Here is a 3,212-nt window from a genome sequence, read left to right on the forward strand (position 1 = left end):
ATAAGGCGCCCGGTTCCGGCAATGGACCCAAGAAACGCGGCGTGGGCGTGGGTGTCTGCCGCTGGGGAGGTGGAGGCGCGCGCAGCACCAGGGTTACGGTCGAGATTTTCCCCGACGGCCGGGTGACCGCCAGCACCGGCACCCAGGATCTGGGTACCGGCGTCCGCACGATGATCCACCAGATCACCGCCGATACGCTGGGTATCTCGATGGATTGGGTGACCCCCAGGATCGGCCGCAGCATTTACCCCTTCTCCACTGCCTCGGGAGGCAGTATCACCACCGGCTCGGTAACTCCGGCGGTGAAAAACACCTGTGACTCGGCCCGCAACCAGTTATACGAAAAAGTGGCCGCGGCCTTGGGTGTGGCCGCCAGCGACCTGGTGGGCGATAAGGACGTTATCCGCGCCGGCAGCGACAGCGCCAAGACCATGAAATGGAAGGATGCCTGCGCGCTGCTCCAGGGCCAGACCCTGAGTGTCACCGACGGCTGGGCGGAGGGCCTTTCGAGCAGCGGCGTGGCCGGGTTGCAGTTCGCCGAGGTCGAGGTGGATGTCGAAACCGGACGGATCAAACCGATCAAGATCGTGGCGGTCCAGGATTTCGGACTCTGTATCAACCGGCTCACTTCCCGCAGCCAGATCAACGGCGCGATAATCATGGGCCTGAGCTGGGCGCTGCTCGAGGACCGGACCATGGATCCTAACACCGGCACGATGGTCAATCCGAACATGGAAAACTACAAGCTGGCCGGGACGATGGAGATGCCCGAGTTCGACGTGGTTATCGACGAGCAGCCCGAGCGCGGCGTAATCGGCCTGGGTGAGCCTCCGCGAGTTCCCACGGCCGGCGCGCTGGCCAACGCGGTGTTCAACGCAATCGGCGCCAGGGTGACCAGGCTGCCGATGACGCCGGACGTGGTGCTGGAAGCTTTGAAAAAAGGAGGCGCTTGAAATGAAAGCCTTTGCCTACTATAACCCGAAAGACGTTAAAGACGCGGTAACTGTCCTGGGCCGCGGCGGGGGCGGAAGCCTCGCCATTGCCGGGGGAACCGATCTGCTCGGCGAAATGAAAAACGGCTACGTCTCACCGGAGCGGGTCGTGAATCTCAAGTCGATCAAGGGACTCGACCGGATCCGCTCCGGCGGCGACGGTTTGAGGATCGGCGCGCTTGTCAAGCTGGCCGAACTCGCCGGAGACAAAAATGTCCGCGAAACCTACGCCGGTCTGGCCCAGGCCGCGGAAAGCGTGGGCAGTCCGCAATTGCGCAACATGGGTACCCTGGGCGGAAATATCTGCCAGCGGCCCCGCTGCTGGTACTATCGCGGCAAGGAATACAACTGCATCCGCAAGGGCGGCGGGACCTGTTTCGCAGTCAGCGGCCGTAACAAGTACCACTGCGTCATCGAGGGCGGGCCCTGCTTTATCGTCCACCCCAGCGACACGGCGGTGATGCTCGAGGCGATGGGCGCCAGCGTGACCATCCAGGGCAAAAGCGGCCAGCGCGATGTGAAGCTCGACGACTTCTTCGTCCTGCCCACCGCCGACCCGATATTCGAGAATATCCTCCAGCCCGGCGAGATTATCACCGAAATCAAGGTCCCCAAACCGGCCGCCGGCGAGGCGAGCTGCTATCTTAAGTTCAAGGAACGCGGCAGCCGCGATTTTGCCCTGGTCAGCGCGGGGGTGGTGATGGTCATGAACGGCGATACCTGCACCCGGGCCTCGGTTGTCCTGGGCGGAGTCTCCCCGGCCCCGTACCGTGCAACCGGCGCGGAAACGGCTCTGAGCGGCAACCGGGTTACCGCCGCCAGCGTGACCGCCGCCTGTGATGCCGCCCTGGCCGGTGCCGACCCGATGGATGAGAACGCTTACAAGCTCGACCTGGCCGCGACAATGATTAAGCGCGCGGTGCTGCGGGCCAGCGATGTTGACGTTTAACCAGTCAACTCAGGAGATTGCCAAAATGGCTTATTCGATTCTGAACAACATCAGGAAGGTTTGCAAGTACCACCGCAGCAAGGAGTACTATCTCGCAAACCTGAACCAGGAATACTACCTTCCGCTCGCCAGCCAGGACTGCTGGTGCCTGATCACCCAGGGGGTGGCCGGTCCGGATGATGGCCTGGTCTCGGCCGGCGACTGCAACCCGATGCGCGAATGTTTCAAATCGCAGTTGTCCGAGTAAAAAGGACTGGCCTGCAAGGAATATGGACAGCAGGGTTCGCCGGGAGAAATCCCGGCGGACCCTTTTTGTTGCTTATCGTGCCGGATTCATACAGCTTTCTGCTGCCATGGAAAAACTGTTCGAACAGCTGCTGCAAATGATCTCCAAGGGCCGCGCCTGCGCGCTCTGCTCGGTGCTCGCCAGCTCGGGTTCGGTGCCCGCGCCCGCGGGTTGCCGTCTGCTGGTGCACGAGGACGGGACTATCGCCGGGACAGTGGGCGGGGGGGCGCTCGAGGGCGAGGTGACCCACGACGCCCGCCGGGCGATCTCCGCCGGCGCTCCGCTTATCAGGACGTTCGATTTCACCGGGGAGGAGATGGTCGAGAGTCTGCAGATCTGCGGCGGGAAAATCACGGTCTATACGGAAGTGATTTTCCCCACGGCTCTGGAGCGTTTGGTGGCCGAGACTATCCTGCAAAAAATCAGGGAGGGACGGAGCGTGGCGCTGGCCACAGCCGTGCTCGACTCTTACGACCGAACACCACCCGCCGGGCACAGGATGGCGTTCGACCGCGATGGAGTCCTGGCCGGTTCGCTTGCAGTCGGCGATTTGAACGATTTGGTCATCCGCAAGGCCCTGCCCTCGTTTGACGGCAATGATCCCATCTACCTGGAACTGGAACGCGCGCCCGCTGAATTCGCCGCTCTGCAAGGCTTCCTGGTCGATTTTATCCAGCCCGCGCCCACGCTGGTGGTGTTCGGCGGCGGGCATATCGGCAGGCCCCTGGCCCACCTGGGCGCGCTGTGCGGGTTCAGGGTGGTGGTGGCCGACGACCGCGCCGAATTCGTCTCGCCGGAACGCTTTCCGGATGCCGAGCGGCTTCTGTCCGGTCCTTATCCAGGCATCTTCGATCAGCTCGATATCGGCCCTCGCCACTACCTGGTCAGTGTCACCCGCTGCCACACCACCGACCGTCAGGTGCTGGAGCGGGCGGTCAGGACCCCGGCGGCCTATCTCGGGATGATCGGCAGCAGGCGTAAGGTC

The 3,212-nt window shown here is 63.1% G+C and carries 4 protein-coding genes; all 4 read left to right on the forward strand.

The window, feature by feature from the left end; genetic code table 11:
* On the forward strand, window positions 1-953 hold a 953-nt coding region (locus FVQ81_18185), incomplete at its 5' end, for a xanthine dehydrogenase family protein molybdopterin-binding subunit (GenBank protein MBW7998460.1).
* A gap of 1 nt (window position 954) precedes the next feature.
* Window positions 955-1,941 carry a xanthine dehydrogenase family protein subunit M gene (locus FVQ81_18190; GenBank protein ID MBW7998461.1) on the forward strand — a complete coding sequence of 329 codons (987 nt, stop codon included), beginning with the start codon at window positions 955-957 and terminating at the stop codon, window positions 1,939-1,941.
* Window positions 1,942-1,966: 25 nt separating this feature from the next.
* A complete protein-coding gene (locus FVQ81_18195) occupies window positions 1,967-2,188 on the forward strand; it encodes a hypothetical protein (protein ID MBW7998462.1) in 222 nt (73 codons plus the stop codon).
* Window positions 2,118-3,212: hypothetical protein (locus FVQ81_18200; protein ID MBW7998463.1), on the forward strand; the 1,095-nt coding region annotated here is incomplete at its 3' end. The genes FVQ81_18195 and FVQ81_18200, both read left to right, overlap by 71 nt.

It is taken from the genome of Candidatus Glassbacteria bacterium (assembly GCA_019456185.1).
GTDB lineage: Bacteria > Gemmatimonadota > Glassbacteria > GWA2-58-10 > GWA2-58-10 > JAJRTS01.

Bases quoted from the DNA above. Each gene is read 5' to 3' on its own strand.
- FVQ81_18190 (MBW7998461.1), top strand. From the start codon at position 955: ATGAAAGCCTTTGCCTACTATAACCCGAAAGACGTTAAAGACGCGGTA.
- FVQ81_18195 (MBW7998462.1), top strand. From the start codon at position 1,967: ATGGCTTATTCGATTCTGAACAACATCAGGAAGGTTTGCAAGTACCAC.